The organism is Cellulomonas rhizosphaerae (assembly GCF_003470205.1).
Lineage (GTDB): Bacteria > Actinomycetota > Actinomycetes > Actinomycetales > Cellulomonadaceae > Cellulomonas > Cellulomonas rhizosphaerae.
The window spans coordinates 21,874-37,542 of sequence record NZ_QWKP01000200.1; the positions used below are offsets into that span (position 1 = coordinate 21,874).

Annotated in this window: 13 protein-coding genes; 5 read left to right on the top strand and 8 right to left on the bottom strand. The window is 71.5% G+C overall.

From position 1 onward, the window contains the following. Positions 1-33: 33 nt before the first annotated feature. The gene (locus D1825_RS11050; RefSeq protein WP_118767480.1) at positions 34-1,410 is read left to right on the top strand and encodes a DNA recombination protein RmuC; all 1,377 of its coding nucleotides are present in this window, start codon (positions 34-36) and stop codon (positions 1,408-1,410) included. Between the two features lie 8 nt (positions 1,411-1,418). Here the strand turns inward: D1825_RS11050 and D1825_RS11055 are convergent, their stop codons facing one another. Further along, positions 1,419-2,489, bottom strand: coding sequence for a 4-hydroxy-3-methylbut-2-enyl diphosphate reductase (locus D1825_RS11055; RefSeq protein ID WP_118767481.1), 1,071 nt, complete (start codon positions 2,487-2,489; stop codon positions 1,419-1,421). A 173-nt stretch (positions 2,490-2,662) separates the two neighbouring features. On the opposite strand from D1825_RS11055, the gene xseA reads away from it, so the two are divergent. After that, entirely contained in the window at positions 2,663-3,925 is a 1,263-nt protein-coding gene (gene xseA, locus D1825_RS11060) for an exodeoxyribonuclease VII large subunit (RefSeq protein ID WP_118767482.1), read from the top strand. Between the two features lie 75 nt (positions 3,926-4,000). Next, positions 4,001-4,252 (top strand): exodeoxyribonuclease VII small subunit, encoded by a 252-nt coding sequence (locus tag D1825_RS11065; protein ID WP_118767483.1) that lies wholly within the window; start codon positions 4,001-4,003, stop codon positions 4,250-4,252. Positions 4,253-4,322: 70 nt separating this feature from the next. Here D1825_RS11065 and D1825_RS11070 read toward each other — a convergent pair whose 3' ends face one another. From D1825_RS11070 to D1825_RS11085, 4 genes are read right to left on the bottom strand one after another with little or no spacing between them, the layout of a single operon-like run. After that, positions 4,323-5,582 carry an ABC transporter ATP-binding protein gene (locus tag D1825_RS11070; RefSeq protein WP_118767484.1) on the bottom strand — a complete coding sequence of 420 codons (1,260 nt, stop codon included), beginning with the start codon at positions 5,580-5,582 and terminating at the stop codon, positions 4,323-4,325. Positions 5,583-5,607: 25 nt separating this feature from the next. Further along, positions 5,608-6,441 (bottom strand): carbohydrate ABC transporter permease, encoded by an 834-nt coding sequence (locus D1825_RS11075; protein WP_407643325.1) that lies wholly within the window; start codon positions 6,439-6,441, stop codon positions 5,608-5,610. 8 nt (positions 6,442-6,449) lie between these two features. After that, positions 6,450-7,415 (bottom strand): carbohydrate ABC transporter permease, encoded by a 966-nt coding sequence (locus D1825_RS11080; RefSeq protein ID WP_118767486.1) that lies wholly within the window; start codon positions 7,413-7,415, stop codon positions 6,450-6,452. Beyond that, the gene (locus D1825_RS11085) at positions 7,412-8,704 is read right to left on the bottom strand and encodes a sugar ABC transporter substrate-binding protein (protein ID WP_118767487.1); all 1,293 of its coding nucleotides are present in this window, start codon (positions 8,702-8,704) and stop codon (positions 7,412-7,414) included. Before D1825_RS11085 ends, D1825_RS11080 begins: the two co-directional genes overlap by 4 nt. A 141-nt stretch (positions 8,705-8,845) precedes the next feature. Between D1825_RS11085 and D1825_RS11090 the strand changes: the two genes are divergently transcribed. Further along, positions 8,846-9,472 (top strand): carbonic anhydrase, encoded by a 627-nt coding sequence (locus D1825_RS11090; RefSeq protein WP_118767488.1) that lies wholly within the window; start codon positions 8,846-8,848, stop codon positions 9,470-9,472. Between the two features lie 4 nt (positions 9,473-9,476). Here the strand turns inward: D1825_RS11090 and D1825_RS11095 are convergent, their stop codons facing one another. Together D1825_RS11095 and D1825_RS11100 are read right to left on the bottom strand one after the other, a co-directional pair. Next, complete coding sequence (locus D1825_RS11095; protein WP_233549831.1) at positions 9,477-9,800, bottom strand: DUF2087 domain-containing protein; 324 nt, start codon at positions 9,798-9,800, stop codon at positions 9,477-9,479. Between the two features lie 143 nt (positions 9,801-9,943). Continuing rightward, positions 9,944-13,156 (bottom strand): glycosyl hydrolase 53 family protein, encoded by a 3,213-nt coding sequence (locus D1825_RS11100; RefSeq protein WP_147356261.1) that lies wholly within the window; start codon positions 13,154-13,156, stop codon positions 9,944-9,946. 307 nt (positions 13,157-13,463) lie between these two features. Here D1825_RS11100 and D1825_RS11105 point away from each other — a divergent pair, with 307 nt between their 5' ends. After that, positions 13,464-14,882, top strand: a complete 1,419-nt coding sequence (locus D1825_RS11105; protein ID WP_118767491.1) for a class II fumarate hydratase — start codon at positions 13,464-13,466, stop codon at positions 14,880-14,882. 88 nt (positions 14,883-14,970) lie between these two features. Here the strand turns inward: D1825_RS11105 and D1825_RS11110 are convergent. Next, on the bottom strand, positions 14,971-15,669 hold a 699-nt coding region (locus D1825_RS11110), incomplete at its 5' end, for an MFS transporter (protein ID WP_118767493.1).

Below are 15,669 nucleotides of genomic sequence, written 5' to 3' on the forward strand. Positions count from 1 at the left end.
GTGCGTGTCAGGGGTGGGTGCGACGCTGCGGCCATGGACGGATTCGGGATGGGTCTCGCGCTCGGGTTGCTGCTCGGTGCGCTGGTCGCGGGCGTGCTGGCCTGGTCGTCGGCGAGCCGGCGGGCGGATGCGCGCGTCCGGCGGGCGCAGGTCGAGGCCGCACGGGCCGAGGCCCTGCTGGGCGCGGCCCGCGAGCGCCAGGTCGAGGCCGGTGCCGACGCGGACAGGATGTCCGACCAGTTCCGCTCGCTAGCCGCCGAGGCCCTGGCGACTAGCACGGACCAGTTCCTGGCGCTCGCCTCGCAGCGGTTCGCGGCCGACCACCAGACGCAGGTGGGCGAGCTCGCGCAGCGCGAGCAGGCGGTGCGCGCGATGGTCGAGCCGCTCGCGCGCACGCTCGAGCAGGTGCGCACCGAGCTGACCACCGCGGAGCGCGCGCGGGTCGAGGGCCAGAGCGCGCTCGGCGAGCAGGTCCGCGCGATGCGGACCGCGTCCGACCAGCTGCGCGGCGAGACCGCCCAGCTCGTCACGGCCCTGCGCTCCTCGCAGGTGCGAGGGAAGTGGGGCGAGCTGCAGCTGCGCCGCGTCGTCGAGGCGGCCGGGATGCTCGCGCACGTCGACTTCACCGAGCAGAGCCAGGTCCGCACGGACGACGGGCTGCTGCGCCCGGACATGGTCGTGCGGCTCGCCGGCGGCAAGCAGGTCGTCGTGGACGCCAAGGTCGCGTTCCTCGGGTTCCTGGAGGCCAGCACGACGAGCGACGAGGCCGTCCGCGCCGAGCGGCTCGCCGCCCACGCGCGACACATGCGCAAGCACATCGACGACCTCGCGGCGAAGAAGTACTGGAACCAGTTCGAGCCCGCGCCCGAGTTCGTCGTCATGTTCGTGCCCGCCGAGTCGTTCCTGCACGCGGCGGTCGAGCAGGACCCCGCGATCATCGAGTACGCCTTCGAGCGCGACGTCGTCCTCGCGACGCCCGTGACGCTGCTCGCGCTGCTGCGCACGATCGCCTACGCCTGGCGGCAGGACGCCCTCGCGGCGAACGCGCAGGCGGTGCTCACGCTCGGCAAGGAGCTGCACGGGCGGCTCGCGACGATGGGCGGCCACCTCGCGCGCCTCGGACGGGCGATCGACGGCGCCGCAGACGCCTACAACAAGACCGTGTCCTCGCTCGAGACGCGGGTGCTGGTCAGCGCCCGGCGGTTCGCGGAGCTCGGCGTGGTCGGCGCGGACCTACCCAGCCCCGCACCGGCCGACCCGCGGCTCGCGACGCTCGGTGCGCCCGAGCTGGTCGCGTCCGAGCAGGAGCAGATCGTCGAGCTCGACGGGCGCGTGCTGCGCGAGGAGCGGGCGTGGGCGCGCGAGCAGGCCCTGGCCGATGAGGTCCGCCGGGCGGCCGAGCCGGGCTGAACCCGGCGTCAGATCGGGTCGATCTCCAGCGACTGACGACCCTCGGGCGTCGGGCGCGACTCCCGTGTGAGCCGCGGCACCGGCGTGCCCGCGGCCTTGAGGTCGGCGCGCAGCTCGCGCGGGAGAGAGAACATCAAGTCCTCGGTCGCGGTGCGCACCTCCTCGACGGTCCCGAAGCCGAGGCGGTCGAGGGACTCGAGGACGTCGCGCACCAGGATCTCCGGCACCGACGCGCCCGACGTCACACCCACCGTCGCGGCGCCGTCGAACCACGCCGGGTCCAGCTCGGCAGCGGTGTCGATCCGGTACGACGAGCGCGCACCGGCCTCGAGGGCGACCTCGACGAGCCGCACGGAGTTCGACGAGTTCGCCGAGCCGACCGTGATGACGACGTCGCAGGCCGGCGCGATCTTCTTCACGGCCACCTGGCGGTTCTGCGTGGCGTAGCAGATGTCGTCCGAGGGCGGGTCCTGCAGGTTGGGGAACCGCTCGCGCAGGCGGCGGACCGTCTCCATGGTCTCGTCGACCGACAGCGTGGTCTGCGAGATCCACACGAGCCGGTCAGGGTCGCGCACCACGACGTCGTCGACGGCGTCCGGGGAGTTGACCACCTGGATGCGCTCGGGGGCCTCGCCCTGCGTGCCCTCGACCTCCTCGTGGCCCTCGTGGCCGATGAGCAGGATGTCGTAGTCCTCGGCCGCGAACCGCACGGCCTCCTTGTGCACCTTGGTCACCAGCGGGCACGTCGCGTCGATGGTCTGCAGCGAGCGCGCGGCCGCGGAGGCGTGCACCGCCGGCGAGACACCGTGCGCGGAGAACACGACGCGGGCCCCCTCGGGCACCTCGTCGGTCTCGTTGACGAACACCGCGCCGCGCGCGGCAAGGGTCTCGACGACGAACTTGTTGTGGACGATCTCCTTGCGCACGTACACCGGGGCGCCGTAGTGCTCGAGCGCCTTCTCGACGGCGACGACGGCACGGTCGACACCGGCGCAGTAGCCACGAGGAGCCGCGAGCAGCACCCGCTTGGTCGTCGTGCCGGGCGCGGCGTCGTGGACGGCGGTCGAGGCAGAGGTCACGCGGCGAGTCTAGTTCGCCTGCCGCGACCGAACCTCGGGGGCGGCGAGCGTCACACCGACTCTGGTCCAAGCCTCCTCCCGGCGCACACACGACGATGCGCACACACAGCGATGCCCACACACGACGATGCCCACACGCGTGGGTGTGGGTGTGATGGTGCAGGCTTGGCCGCGTGAGCACAGAACGAGCCGACCAGCCGGGCCTCGAGGGCGTCGTGCTGCCGCTCCCCCTGCGCGCTGGCGACACCACCCCGGAGCGGCCGTGGCCCGTGCGGCACCTCGCCCCCAAGATCTCGGACTACATCGCCAAGATGCCGCCGGTCTGGGTCGAGGGCCAGGTGCTCAACTTCAAGAAGTGGAACACCCTCTACTTCCTGACCCTGCGGGACACCGACCTCGACATGTCGCTGTCGGTCACGGCTCCCGCGGCGGCCATCGGCAAGATCGCGCAGCAGGTCAGCGACGGGTCGCACATCGTCGTGCACGCCCGGCCGCGCTTCCACGCCAAGAAGGGCGACCTGACGTTCGCGGCCGACGACGTCCGCCTCGTCGGTCTCGGCGAGCTGCTCGCCCGCATCGAGCACCTCAAGGGCGTCCTGGGCGCCGAGGGTCTGTTCGACGAGCGCCGCAAGAAGCCGCTGCCGTTCCTGCCGGGCGTGATCGGCCTCGTCGTGGCCCAGCAGGGCGACGCGGAGCACGACGTGGTCTCCAACGCGCGCGGCCGGTGGGCCGCCGCGCAGTTCGAGATCCGGCGGGTCACTGTGCAGGGGCCGCGAGCCGTACCCGAGGTCAGCGCCGCGATCGCCGAGCTCGACGCGGACCCCCGGGTCGACGTCATCGTCGTCGCGCGCGGCGGCGGCTCCTTCGAGGACCTGCTCCCGTTCAGCAACGAGTCGCTCGTGCGCGTCGCGGCTGCGTGCCGGACGCCCCTGGTGAGCGCCATCGGACACCACCTCGACTCGCCGCTGCTCGACCTGGTCGCCGACCTGCGCGCCTCGACCCCGACCGACGCGGCCAAGCGCATCGTCCCGGACGTGACCGAGGAGCGCGCGCGCCTGGTCCAGGCGCGCCAGCGCTCCCGCACAGCGATCCTCGGACGGCTCGACCGCGAGCAGAACGCCCTCGAGCACTGGCGCAGCCGGCCCGTGCTCGCCACGCCGACGACGCTCGTCGACCAGCTCGAGCACCGCCTGCACGCCCACCGCGACGTCGCCCGTCGCTCTCTCGACTCCGCGCTCCGGCACGCGCACGCCGAGGTCATCGGGTTGGCCGCCCAGGTACGTGCCCTGTCCCCGGCCGCCACCCTCGACCGCGGGTACGCGGTGGTCCAGCGCGCGGACGGTCACGTCGTGCGCGATCCCGCGGATGTCGCGGCCGGCGACCGCCTGCGCGTCCGCGTCGCCGCCGGCGAGCTCGCGGCCGACGTCGTCAGCTGACCCTCGCTCCGCCTGGGCACCACGCGCCGGACAGGGCCCGGCACGGATGTCAGCCCCGGCTGGTTGGATAGGCGAATGCCGAAGCAGCCCAGCACGCCCGCCGAAGACCCGAACGCCGACGTCGCCGCACTGTCCTACGAGCAGGCGCGCGACGAGCTGGTCCAGGTGGTTGCGCGGCTCGAGGCGGGCTCCGAGTCGCTCGAGGGCTCGCTCGCGCTGTGGGAGCGCGGCGAGGCGCTGGCGGCCCGCTGCCAGCGGTGGCTCGACGGCGCACGCGAGCGGCTCGCCGCCGTGCGTGAGCCGGCGACCCCGTCGGCCGAGAGCTGACCTCGGGCGCCACGCAGCGCGCGCGGCCGGCGGCGTCGGCTGCCCGCCGCAGCACGGGCAGCCGACGCCGTCAGCTCGCCTTCGCCTTCTCCCGAGCCTGCGCCCGCTCGAGCGAAGCCTTGCGGTCCGCCTCGTTCTGCTGGTCGATCTCCTTGACGGCGTCCGCGTCGTACGTGAGGTTCTCCCCGCTCTCCGGGTCGAACACCATCATCTTGGCCGGGTTCACCCAGAGCTTGGCGTCGTCGCCGTCGCGCACGCGGCTCTCGGAGTCCAGCGCGACGACGAGCTGCGTGCGCATCCCCTCGCCGTCGAGGTCGCGGTCGAGCTCCTCGAGCTTGCCGGCCACCTCCGGGTTGGTGTCGAAGGGCACGTAGGCGTACAGGTCCGAGCCGAGCCACTCGGTGACGTCGACCGTCGCGTCGAAGGTCACGCCGTCCGCGCTGCGCCGGTCGTCGGTGAGAGAGGCGTCCTCGAAGTGCTCCGGCCGCAGGCCGACGATGACCAGCTTGCGGTCGCCGAGCCGGGCCTTGAGATCGTCGGTCAGCGGCACGTCGACCAGTGGGAGCCGCAGGACGTCGTCGACGATCTCGCCCGGCAGGAAGTTCATCGGCGGCGAGCCGATGAACCCCGCGACGAACAGGTTGACCGGGTGCTCGTAGAGCCCGCGAGGCGACGCGACCTGCTGCAGCTCGCCCTTGCGCAGCACCGCGACCCGGTCGCCGAGCGTCATGGCCTCGGTCTGGTCGTGCGTGACGTAGACCGTGGTCGTGCCGAGCCGGCGCTGCATGCGCGCGATCTCCGTGCGCATCTGTCCGCGCAGCTTCGCGTCGAGGTTCGAGAGCGGCTCGTCGAACAGGAACGCCTGCGCCTCGCGGACGATCGCGCGACCCATGGCAACCCGCTGCCGCTGCCCTCCGGACAGGTTGGCGGGCTTGCGCTGCAGGTGGTCCTGGAGCTCGAGCGTCTTGGCCGCGAACTCGACCTTCTCGCGGACCTGCTCCTCGGTGAAGGCGCCCTTCTGCAGCCGCAGCGGGAACGCGATGTTCTCGAAGACCGTCAGGTGCGGGTAGAGCGCGTAGTTCTGGAACACCATCGCCAGGTGCCGATCGCGCGGGGCCTTGTCGTTGACGCGGTCGCCGCCGATCGCCAGGTCGCCCGAGGTGATGTCCTCGAGGCCGACGATCATGCGCAGCAGCGTCGACTTCCCGCAGCCGGACGGCCCGACGAGGATGACGAACTCCCCGTCGGCGATGTCCAGGCTCACGCCCTTCACGGCGAGGTACCCGTCGCCGTACTCCTTGACGATGTCCTTGAGGGTGATGGCAGCCATCGGTGGTCTCCTTGGGAAGAGGGGGTCAGCCCTTGACGGCGCCCTGGGTCAGGCCGGACACGATCTGGCGTTGGAAGAGCAGGACGAGGATGACGACGGGGACGGTGACGACGACCGCCGCCGCCGAGATGGCTCCGGTGGGCTCCTCGAACTGCGAGGCGCCGGTGAAGAACGCGAGGGCGGCGGGGACGGGGCGTGCCGCGGACGTCGACGTCAGCGAGATGCCGTAGACGAAGTCGTTCCACGCGATGAAGAAGGCGATCAGCGCAGTCGTGAAGACGCCGGGCGCCGCGAGCGGCACGATCACCTTGCGGAACGCCTGCCACGCCGTCGCACCGTCGACCTGCGCCGCCTGCTCGAGCTCCCACGGGATCTGGCGGAAGAAGGCCGCCAGGGTCCAGATCGAGATCGGCAGCGTCAGTGACAGATACGGGATGATCAGGCCGAGCCACGTGTCGTAGAGGCCGATGTTGCGCCACAGGTTGAACAGCGGCGTGACCAGCGAGACCACCGGGAAGATGGAGACCCCCAGGGCCGTCGTCAGGATCAGCTTCTTGCCCGGGAAGTCGAGCCGGGCGATGGCGTAGGCGGCGAGCGTCGCCAGGACGACGGCGACGAACGTCGCGATCAGCGAGATGCCGATCGAGTTCCGCAGCGACGGCAGGAACAGGTCCTTGGCGGAGCCCGTGAGGATCTGCTCGTAGTTGCTCCAGGTCCACGTCTTCGGCAGGAACGTGCCGAGGTTCAGCTGGCTCGGCAGCTTGAACGACGTGGCGAGGATGGAGAACACGGGGAACAGGGCGTACACGAGCACGAGGATCGTGATGACGGCCCAGGCGACCTTGAGCCTGGTGGACATCGCGCGCATCAGCTCTCCCCCCTCGCGCCGGCCAGATTGACCTTGAAGAGCTTGATCGCGATGAAGCAGATCAGCAGGACGCACAGGAACAAGATCACCGAGATCGCCGAGCCGAGCCCGATCTCGAGCCGCCCGATCGAGGTCCGGTAGGCCAGCAGCGAGAGCACCGTGGTCCCGTTCGCGCCGTTGGTCATGATGAAGACGTTGTCGAAGATCCGGAACGCGTCCAGGGCGCGGAACAGGACGGCCACCATGATCGCGGCCTTCATGTTCGGCAGCACGACCTTGCGCATCCGCTGCCACCAGGTGGCGCCGTCGACCTCCGCCGCCTCCTCCAGCTCGGTCGGGACCTGGGCGAGCCCGGCGAGCAGCAGCAGCGAGATGAACGGCGTCGTCTTCCAGATCTCCGACGCGATGATCACGAAGAGGCTCGTGCCCTGCTGGGCGAACCAGTTCAGGTCGGTGTCGATGAAGGGCAGCCAGCTGAACCAGTGGTTGACGAAGCCCGAGTTGATGTCGAACGCGTAGAACCACGCGAACGCCGAGACGACCGTGATGATGCCGTAGGGCACCAGGATGACCGTCCGGAGCAGACCCCGGAGCTGGGTGATCGCGCGGTGCATGACGAGCGCGAGCGCGAAGCCGAGGAGCAGCTCGACGACCACGGAGACGACCATGATCAGGAGCGTCACCAGGAGGGCCTGGACGAACACCGAGTCGGTGAGGACCTCCACGTAGTTGCGCAGCCCGATGAACTCCTTGTCGTCGGGAGCCGTCAGGCGGTAGGCGAACAGCGAGTCGTACGTGGCCTGCAGGATGGGGTACAGCGTGACGAGCAGCATCACGACGAACGCCGGCCCGGCGAGCAGCCACCCGAGTCGCGCCTCGGACCTCGCCCGATCGCTGCGGGCGACCTTCCGTCGCGGTCGCGCCGCGTCCTCGACTGTCTGCGCTGTGGCGACCTCCGCGGTCATAGCAGCTGCTCCCCTCGCAGGACGGACGTGATGAAGTCGGTCGACTTCTTCGGGGTCGTCGCCGGGTTGACCGAGGCCGGCGGGTGCCAGGTCTCCTGCAGGCCGAGCGAGACCTCGTTGTAGTACGGCGTCTGAGGCCGCGGGGCGGCGTTCTCGAGCGACTCGCGGATGACGTCCGCCATCGGGAAGGCCTTCTTGACGTCAGCGTCCTCGTACGACTTCGTGTTCGACGGCGGGTTGCCGTTCGTGGCGAAGTAGTAGGCCTGGTTCTCGGGGGTCACGATGCACTGGGCGGCCTTCAAGGAGTCGTCCACGTGCTTGCTGAAGGCCCCGATGCCAAGGTTGATCCCGCCGTACGGCGGACGCGACTTGGTGCCCTCGGTCACCTGCGGGTACAGACCCCACCCGATGTCGTCGAGCAGCGACTTGTCGAGCGTGCCGTCCTCGACGGCCGCATTCGTCGCCGACCAGACGAACGGCCAGTTCACCATGAACGAGCCCTTGTCCCCCTGGAACAGGGTCAACGAGGCGCCCTCGTCGGCGGTCGGCAGGCCGGGTCCGCCCAGCCCCTCCTTGCCGATGGTGCCCATGACCTCGGCGGCGGCCTTGCCCGCGTCGGTCTCCAGGCCCAGCTTCAGCTCGTCGGCCGGCGCCTCCGGGTTCGTCAGGATGTGCCCGCCGGCGGACTCCACCAGGGCGTTGATCCACACCGTCAGCGACTCGGCCTTGGTGCCCTGGACGGCCAGGAACTTGCTCTGGTCCTTGGCCGCGTCGATGATCTGCTTCCACGTCACGGGCGTCTTCGACGGGTCCAGGCCCGCCTTCTCGGCGACCGACTTGCGATACCAGAGCAGCTGCGTGTTCGCCCAGAACGGCACCGTGACGAGCTTGCCCTTCCAGGTCGCCCCGTCGAGCGCACCCTGCACGACGTCCTGGCTGACCTTGTCGGCTACGTCCTGCGGGATCGGCGCCAGGAAGCCGGGCTCGGCGAGCTCGGGGATGAACGGCGGGTCGAGGCTCATGATGTCGATCGACGAGTCCTTCGCCGCCAGCCGGCGGGCCAGCTGCTCGCGCTGAGCGCTCGCGTCACGCGGCAGGATCGAGGTCTCGATCCGGTAGGCGCCGTTCGCGGCGTCGGTGCACCGCTTCGCGATCTCCGCCTGCCCGCCGTCGTCGGGGTTGATGTACCAGGTCAGTGTCGGTGGACCGTCGTCGCTGCTGCACGCAGCGAGCGGTGCCACCAGCCCCGCCACCACGGCGAGGGCCAGGGCCCGGGTGCGTCGTCGCACGTGTCCCTCCCAGAGGTTCGAGGCGTCATCGCTTCGGGTACAGGCCTACACCCGGGAGGTGAGGTGCTGCCACCCGAACGGCGTAGTGGACCTCCGTGGACACGGGCTTGCGCGTGCGCCGCCACCTGCGACGATGGCGACGTGCCGCACACGCTGACCCCCGCCGAGGCCTGGACCGCACTGCGCGAAGGGAACGACCGCTTCGTGCGCGGCGAGATGGCGCATCCCTCCCAGAGCATCGAGCGCCGCTCGGAGCTCTCGGCGGAGCAGCACCCGTTCGCCGTGCTGTTCGGCTGCTCCGACTCCCGCGTCGCGGCCGAGATCATCTTCGACCAGGGGCTGGGCGACCTGTTCGTCGTGCGCACCGCCGGCCACGTCCTCGACACGACGGTCATCGGCTCGATCGAGTACGGCGTCTCGGTGCTGGGCGCCCCGCTCGTCGTCGTGCTCGGGCACGACTCGTGCGGCGCGGTCGCGGCAGCCACCGCGGCCCTCACCGACGGCCAGGTGCCGGCCGGGTTCGTCCGCGCCGTCGTCGACCGCGTGATCCCGAGCATCGTGGGGCTGGTGAGCTCGGGCCAGGACGTCTCGACGATCGAGGCCGCGGCGCTCGGCCACGAGCACGTCCGGCACACCGTGACGATGCTGCAGGGCTACTCGGTCTCGCTCGCCGAGGCCGTCGCCGAGGGCCGCTGCGCGATCATCGGCCTCGAGTACACGCTGGCCGACGGCAAGGTGCACGTCGCCGAGGTCGTCGGCGAGGTCTGACGCCTCAGGGGAACCAGGGGTCAGCGGGCCGCGGACGAGCGTCGGGCTCGTCGTCGTGCCGGGTCTCGCGCTCGCGCCAGTAGACGGAGCCGTCCGCGCGGCGTCCGAGCAGCCCCGCCTCGACCATGTCTCGCCGGACACGCACGGGGTCGTCGGCGAGCTCGGCGACGCGGACCGTCACGTCGGCCTCGAGCGCCCACTCGCCCGGCGCGAGCACGTGCGCGGCGATGTGCTCGAGCACCGCATCGCGGTCCGCCCGGCGGCGGGGCGAGCGCACCAGCCGCCCGTGGACCAGGAACCGCTCGGCCACGCACCTCTCGTCGTCCACGCGACCATCGTGGCCCCGCCCGGCCCTCGCGCGCACGACGACGCCCCGCTCGCGCCGAGCCGATCGGCCGCGGGGGGCGGCCGGTCGGGCGGTGCGAACGGGGCGTCGAGGCGGTGGGCGGACCCCCACCGGGTGCGGGTCGGTCAGCGGACCCGCAACGTGGTCGTCGACGACGTGCGCGGCGCCACCGTCGACGAGCGCGTCGGTGTGAACGTCGCCTTGACCTTGACCGACGTCGAGTACTTCTTCGACAGCCTGATGGTCACGGAGCTCGTGGACGACGAGAGCTTCGCGGTGCCGACCTTGACGCCCCCGGCCCTCACGGTCACGATTCCCGCGGCGCGCGAGCCGTTGTCGAGCTTGCCGACCCGGACCGTCACGACGGGCCTGGTGCCCCTCGTGAACGCCTTGCCCGAGATGCTCACCGACGTGACCTTGGCCCGTGCCACGACGACCTTCGCCGTGGCGCTCGTCGCGGTCGTGTACGACGAGGAGCCCAGGTAGACGGCCTTGAACCGGTGCGTGCCGACCCCGAGCGTGCTGACGACCTTCGTCGCGACACCGCCCGAGACCGCGACGGCACCGCCGAGCTTGGCCGCACCGTCGTAGAGCTGGACGCTGCCGGTCGCCCCCGACGGGGACACCCTGGCCGTGAGCGTGACCTTACGGCCGTAGCCAGCCGACGCAGGCGACGCCTTCAGCGACACGGTCGCCGTCGCCTTGACCACCTTCACCGTGCTGGTCGCGGCGACTGCCGAGACCGCGCCGCGCGCGGTGACCGGGTAGGTGCCGACGGCGAGCTTGCCGACGCTCGCCCGGACGGCACCGGCCGACGTCGCCGTGACCGTCGCCTTCGCCTGCCCGACGGTGACGACCACGGACTCACCCGGGGCGAAGCCGGCGCCGGTGACGACGACGGGTGTGCCGTACGCGACCGTGGCGTCGGCGACGTGCGGCGCGTAGACGACCGGCTTCACCGTGACCGTGACGGTCGCGCTGACTGTGACGGCCGAGACCGCGCCGTCCGCCGTGACGGAGTACGTGCCCGCTTCGGCGGGCGCCGTCAGTGTCGCCGCCACCGCACCGGCCGATGACGCCTGCACGGTGCTCGACGCCGAGCCGAGGCTCACCGTGACGTCCTCGCCAGGTGCGAAGCCCGCGCCCGTCACCGCGACGGCGTCCCCGACGTGCACGCTGGCCGCGCCGAGCGTGATCGACGGCGTGTAGGCCACGACGAGGGCGTCGAGCGCGTCGCCCAGCAGGGTCTGCGCCTGGGCGAGACGTGTCGGGTCGGCCGACGTCGCGCCCAGCACGACCTTGGCCTTGACCACGGCGTCGTCGAGCGTCGCGAGCGACTCCGCCGTGTATCGGGCCCGGGTGACTCCCGCCGCCCGGTCGACGAGGGTCTGCAGCGCGCTCGTGTCGACGACGGGCGCCGTGGCCACCAGGCGGAAGTCGTCGATGGCCCCCCACGCGCCGGCCGAGACGCTCGCCGCTGCGCCGATCGTCACGGTGCCGTCGGCCGGGACCGTGACCTGCAGGGTCGGGGTGGACCAGGCCTGCCAGACCGTGAGCGCGAACGGCGCCGTCGTGGTCCCGGTCGAGGTCGTGGACTGCAACGTGACGCTGTCGGTCGCGCCGAGGCTGCCGCCCTGGCCCGTGGCCGAGAGCGTGTAGGTCCCCGCAGGGACGCCGGTGACCACCTGCGAGACGCCGAACGTGTAGGCAGTGGCCTTGTAGAACGCCAGCGAGCGGGCGCCTGCGTACGAGTCGCCGGTCGCCTTGATCGACGCACCGGTCCCGGTGACGGTCCACGGAGAGGTCGAGGCGTCCTCGAAGCTCGGGTTCTTGGTCACGTAGTTCTTGGCGTTGACGACGACCGTCGCCGTCGTGGCCACGCCCGAGGTCGTCGTCCCGGGGATCGTGTAGATACCCGGTCCGGTGATCCAGTCGACCGCGTCGTTCCACGTGGTGGGCTGGTCGACGACGGAGCCGTCGTTGTAGGTGACGGCGACGGTGGCCGGCAGCGTGATCGCGTCCCCGGCGGCGACCGTCACGGTCACCGGGGCGACCGACGAGACGGCGAGCGGCGCCTGCGCGCCGGTGCGGACGTAGGAGAAGACCTTGAGCGAGGCCAGCGGGTTGCCCTGGAAGTCGAACATGGCCTGGTTGTCCCACGACGAGCCGCCGTACTCGATCCCCGTCGCGCCGGCGTCGTACCCGCCGGCGTAGCTCGTCGCCCAGCCCGAGCCGTAGGTCTGCCACGTGGTGATGTTGGAGGCGAGCGCGCTGGGCGGCCCGACCGGGGTCCACGCGGGCTCCCAGTAGAAGACGCCGATGCCCGCGTCGCCAACATCGGCGACGGCCTGGATGACGTCGTGCACCTCGGTCGCCTGCCCCTGCACGCTGATCGGGTACTGCGGCGCGGAGGCCGCCGAGGCGATCGAGTTGGTGAACCCGTCGCCGTCCTCCATCGTGTACGCCCACGACGTCTCGGCGACCATGACCTTCTTGCCGTAGGTGCTCGCGATGGTGCTGAGCTGCGTCGTGAGGTTCGCCAGCGTGCCGTGCCAGTACGGGTAGTACGAGCTCGCGAACACGTCGTAGTCGACGCCCGCCATCGCGGCGGCGACCGTCGCGTAGCCCTTCTCCGGGTTGGTGAAGTGCAGCGCGACGAGGGCGTCCGGCAGGACGGCTCGCACGGCCGCGCTACCCGCGCTGAAGATCGTGGCCATGTCGGTGTAGCCCGTCACGCCGGCCACGCCGCCGTTCGTCTCGTTGCCGACCTGCACCATGCCGACGTCGACACCTGCGGCCTTGAACCGCTGCAGGGCGTCGGTCGTGAACGACGTGACCGCCGCGGCCTTCTGCGGCACCGTGAACCCGGCCCACGCCTTGGGCGCCGTCTGCTTGCCGGGGTCGGCCCAGAAGTCCGAGTAGTGGAAGTCGAGCAGCACCTTCATGTGGTGCGCGGTGGCGCGCTCGCCGATCTCGAGCGCCCGCGCGACGTCGACGTTGCCCGCGCCGTAGCCGTGGCCGTCCGCGTCGTAGGGGTCGTTCCAGATCCGGATGCGCACGTAGTTGACCCCGGACGCGGCGAGCACGTCGAAGATGTCGGCGGTGTGCCCGTCATAGCCGCGATACGTCACCCCGCTCTCCTCCTGCGAGAGCACCGTCGAGACGTCGACGCCCATCGCGAACTCGTCGGACAGGCCGGCGACCTTGGGGACGGTGATCGTCGCGTCGACGGGGCCGGAGTCGTCGGCCCACGCGGCGGGGGCCCCGGCGCACAGCAGCGCGCCGACGGCCGCGATGGCAGCCGCTCGTCGACGCAGACCTCGGGAGATCAGGGACATGACCATTCCTTCACGTTCGATCGTCATCGTTCGAATGCGGGCGCGAGTGGTGGCTCGTCGGTGAGCCTCTCGCCCTGGTACAGGCCAGGACTGTATGCGGTCACAGTCCGACAAGTCCACGGTTCCTGCGTCTTTGGCGCTCGACTGTGCCCATCCCGTGCTCCTGACTGGGATCGGTCACAGCTACCCGGTCGCATCTGTCCGCGATCTCGCAGGTCACCGGGCCGCGCTCGCACGGGCCGTGGCCGTGCTCCGCACAGTCCCGCACGGTGCGGTCCGGCCGCGGGGCGTGCGGCAGGATGGAGCCATGACTTCTGCAGCCACCGACGACGGGGTCGAGTACCGGATCGAGCACGACACCATGGGCGAGGTCCGCGTCCCGGCCACCGCCCTGTATCGCGCCCAGACCCAGCGCGCCGTCGAGAACTTCCCCATCTCCGGGACCCGCCTCGAGCGGGGCCACATCGAGGCCCTCGCGCGGATCAAGAAGGCCGCCGCGCGGGCCAACGCCGAGCTCGGCGTGCTCGACTCCGCGATCGCCGACGCGATCGTCGCGGCCGCGGACGAGGTCGCCTCGGGTGCGCATGACGAGCACTTCCCGGTCGACGTCTACCAGACCGGCTCGGGCACGTCCTCGAACATGAACACCAACGAGGTCATCGCCACGATCGCCTCGCGCTCGCTCGGCAGCCCCGTGCACCCGAACGACCACGTCAACGCGTCGCAGTCGTCGAACGACGTGTTCCCCACGTCCGTGCACGTCGCCGCGACCGCCGGAGTGGTCCGCGACCTGGTGCCGGCGCTCACGCACCTCGCGGACGCCCTGTCGGCGAAGGCCGACGCGTGGTCGACGGTCGTGAAGTCCGGCCGCACGCACCTCATGGACGCCACGCCCGTGACCCTCGGCCAGGAGTTCGGCGGCTACGCGGCCGCGATCCGCTACGGCATCGAGCGCCTCGAGTCCGCGCTCCCCCGCGCGGCCGAGGTCCCGCTCGGCGGCACGGCCGTCGGCACCGGCATCAACACCCCCGCCGGGTTCCCGCAGCGCGTCATCGCGCTGCTGCGCGAGGACACGGACCTGCCGCTGACCGAGGCGCGCGACCACTTCGAGGCGCAGTCCTCCCGGGACGGGCTCGTCGAGCTCTCCGGCGCGCTGCGCACCATCGCCGTGAGCCTGACCAAGATCTGCAACGACCTGCGCTGGATGGGCTCCGGCCCCAACACCGGCCTCGGCGAGATCTCCATCCCCGACCTGCAGCCCGGGTCCTCGATCATGCCCGGCAAGGTCAACCCGGTGATCCCCGAGGCCGTGCTCATGGTCGCCGCGCGCGTGGTCGGCAACGACGCCACGGTCGCGTGGGCCGGCGCGTCGGGCTCGTTCGAGCTCAACGTGCAGATCCCGGTCATCGCAGCGGGCGTGCTGGAGTCGGTCCGCCTGCTCGCCAACGCGTCGCGCCTGCTCGCAGACCGCACGATCGACGGACTCGTCGCGAACGAGGAGCGGGCCCGGGCGTTCGCCGAGTCCTCCCCGTCGATCGTCACGCCGCTGAACCGCGTGATCGGCTACGAGGCGGCCGCGAAGATCGCCAAGCACGCGGTCAAGGCGGGCGTCACCGTGCGCCAGGCCGTGATCGACCTCGGCTACGTGGAGCGTGGCGAGGTCACGACCGAGCAGCTCGACGCCGCGCTCGACGTGCTGAGCATGACGCGTCCGCCGCAGGCCTGACCGCACGGACCGCTGACGACGACAGGCCCGGAACCACCGCTCGCGCGGGGTTCCGGGCCTGTTCGCGTCCAGCGGGGAGGCCGCCGCGTCAGTGCGCGACCGCGGCCACCTCGGGCTTGGCGGCCTCGCCATGGTGCTGCGGGCGCAGCGCCTTCATGGACAGGCTCGCGACGAGCCCGACCGCGAGCATCGCGACGGTGAGCAGCAGCGTCTGGCCGACGGCCGTCGAGAACCCGGCGTGCACCGCGTCGAGGAGCAGCGGGTTCTTCACCGCGCTGCCTCCCGTGGCGAACGACGAGAGGTCCGCGTCGGCGAACCCGTCGAGCAGCCGCTTCCGCTCGGTCGCGGGCAGTCCGGCCGCTGCGTCCTGGATCGCACCCGGGATCGCGACCGACAGCCGCGAGGTGAGCAGCGCGACGACCGCGGCCGAGCCGATGACGCCGCCGATCTGGCGGTTGGTGTTGAACGCGCCCGCACCCGCGCCGGCCGTGCGGTGGTCGAGCCCCGCCGTGGCCGTGCTGGCCAGCGGCGAGAACAGGAACCCGGTGCCGATGCCGAAGAACGTCATGGGCAGCACGAGCTCCCAGACGGCCGCGTCGGGCTCGATCACGAGCGAGAGCCAGGTCACGACGACCACGAGGATCGCGAAGCCGGTCGCGACGATCCACTTGGCCGGCACCCGGTCCGACAGTCGGCCGGCGAAGGGCGCCACGATGCCGGACAGCAGCGAGCCGGGCAGGCCGACGAGCGCGGCGTGCAGGGCCGAGAGCCCGAGCACGGTCTGCAG

Coding starts and splice junctions, on each gene's coding strand:
- D1825_RS11050 (WP_118767480.1), top strand. CDS start 34: ATGGACGGATTCGGGATGGGTCTCGCGCTCGGGTTGCTGCTCGGTGCG.
- D1825_RS11065 (WP_118767483.1), top strand. CDS start 4,001: ATGCCGAAGCAGCCCAGCACGCCCGCCGAAGACCCGAACGCCGACGTC.
- D1825_RS11070 (WP_118767484.1), bottom strand. CDS start 5,582: ATGGCTGCCATCACCCTCAAGGACATCGTCAAGGAGTACGGCGACGGG.
- D1825_RS11075 (WP_407643325.1), bottom strand. CDS start 6,441: ATGTCCACCAGGCTCAAGGTCGCCTGGGCCGTCATCACGATCCTCGTG.
- D1825_RS11080 (WP_118767486.1), bottom strand. CDS start 7,415: ATGACCGCGGAGGTCGCCACAGCGCAGACAGTCGAGGACGCGGCGCGA.
- D1825_RS11100 (WP_147356261.1), bottom strand. CDS start 13,156: ATGTCCCTGATCTCCCGAGGTCTGCGTCGACGAGCGGCTGCCATCGCG.
- D1825_RS11105 (WP_118767491.1), top strand. CDS start 13,464: ATGACTTCTGCAGCCACCGACGACGGGGTCGAGTACCGGATCGAGCAC.